We start from the raw sequence: 908 nt of genomic DNA on the forward strand, positions 1-908 counted from the left end.
GCACCGCCAGCATCAGCGAAAAGCCGAGCACGCCGCCGAAGAAGACCGACAGGAAGCGCGCGTAATTGTCGATGACGAAATCCGGTGTGTAGAAGCCGGACGGATTGCGCTTGAAGAAGCTCACCGCGATCATCGTCGAGAATGGCACGACAAAGAAGATGATGAGCATCAGGCCCGGAAAGAAGAGCGGCGTGTAGTCGGCTACCGACTTGGGAGCTTCGCGTCTCATGAGCCGAGCACCACGCAGCTTTCCGGCGGCAGCACGATGCCGACCTTGGCGCCGACCGGCGCGTCGTGCCGCTCGCGCGGCGTCGTCACCGCGACGATGCTGGTTCCGCCCACCTCGATGAAGGTCTCGATCGTGCCGCCGAGGTCGCGCACGAAGCTCACCTCGCCGGTGAGGCCGGCACCGCCAGGGTCGCCAAGATGCACGTCCTCGGGACGGATCGACACAGAAGCTTTGCGCAACCCCGCCGGCATGGCGAGGCCCGGAATGGCGGTGCCGAGGATGGTGGTGCGCCCGGCGCTGTCGACCTCGGCCGGCAACAGGTTGGTGATGCCGATGAAGTCGGCGACGAAGGCGTCGGCCGGCTTGCGGTAGATCTCGATTGGCGGCGCCGCCTGCAATATCTTGCCGTGGCCCATGACGACGACCAGATCGGCCATGGTCATCGCCTCGCGCTGGTCGTGGGTGACGACGATGGTGGTGATACCGAGCCGCTGCTGCAGCTGGCGCAGTTCCACCTGCATCGCCTCACGTAATTTGGCGTCTAGCGCCGACAGCGGCTCGTCGAGCAGGAACAGTTTCGGCGACAGGGCGAGCGCGCGGGCAATCGCCACGCGCTGGCGCTGGCCGCCCGAAAGCTTGGCAACGGGCCGGTCTGCGAAGCCCGCCAGATGGATCAGCG

Annotated in this window: 1 protein-coding gene and 1 pseudogene; both read right to left on the reverse strand. The window is 66.0% G+C overall.

Features of this window, described 5'->3' with window-relative positions; genetic code table 11:
- Positions 1-229 (reverse strand): annotated as a pseudogene (locus EN742_RS36205) (ABC transporter permease); the annotation flags it as partial.
- A partial coding sequence (locus EN742_RS36210; RefSeq protein WP_148670580.1) for an ABC transporter ATP-binding protein occupies positions 226-908 on the reverse strand: 683 nt, incomplete at its 5' end. The gene EN742_RS36210 and the pseudogene EN742_RS36205, both read right to left, overlap by 4 nt.

Source organism: Mesorhizobium sp. M4A.F.Ca.ET.020.02.1.1 (assembly GCF_004022645.1).
In the GTDB taxonomy this organism is placed as follows: Bacteria; Pseudomonadota; Alphaproteobacteria; order Rhizobiales; family Rhizobiaceae; genus Mesorhizobium.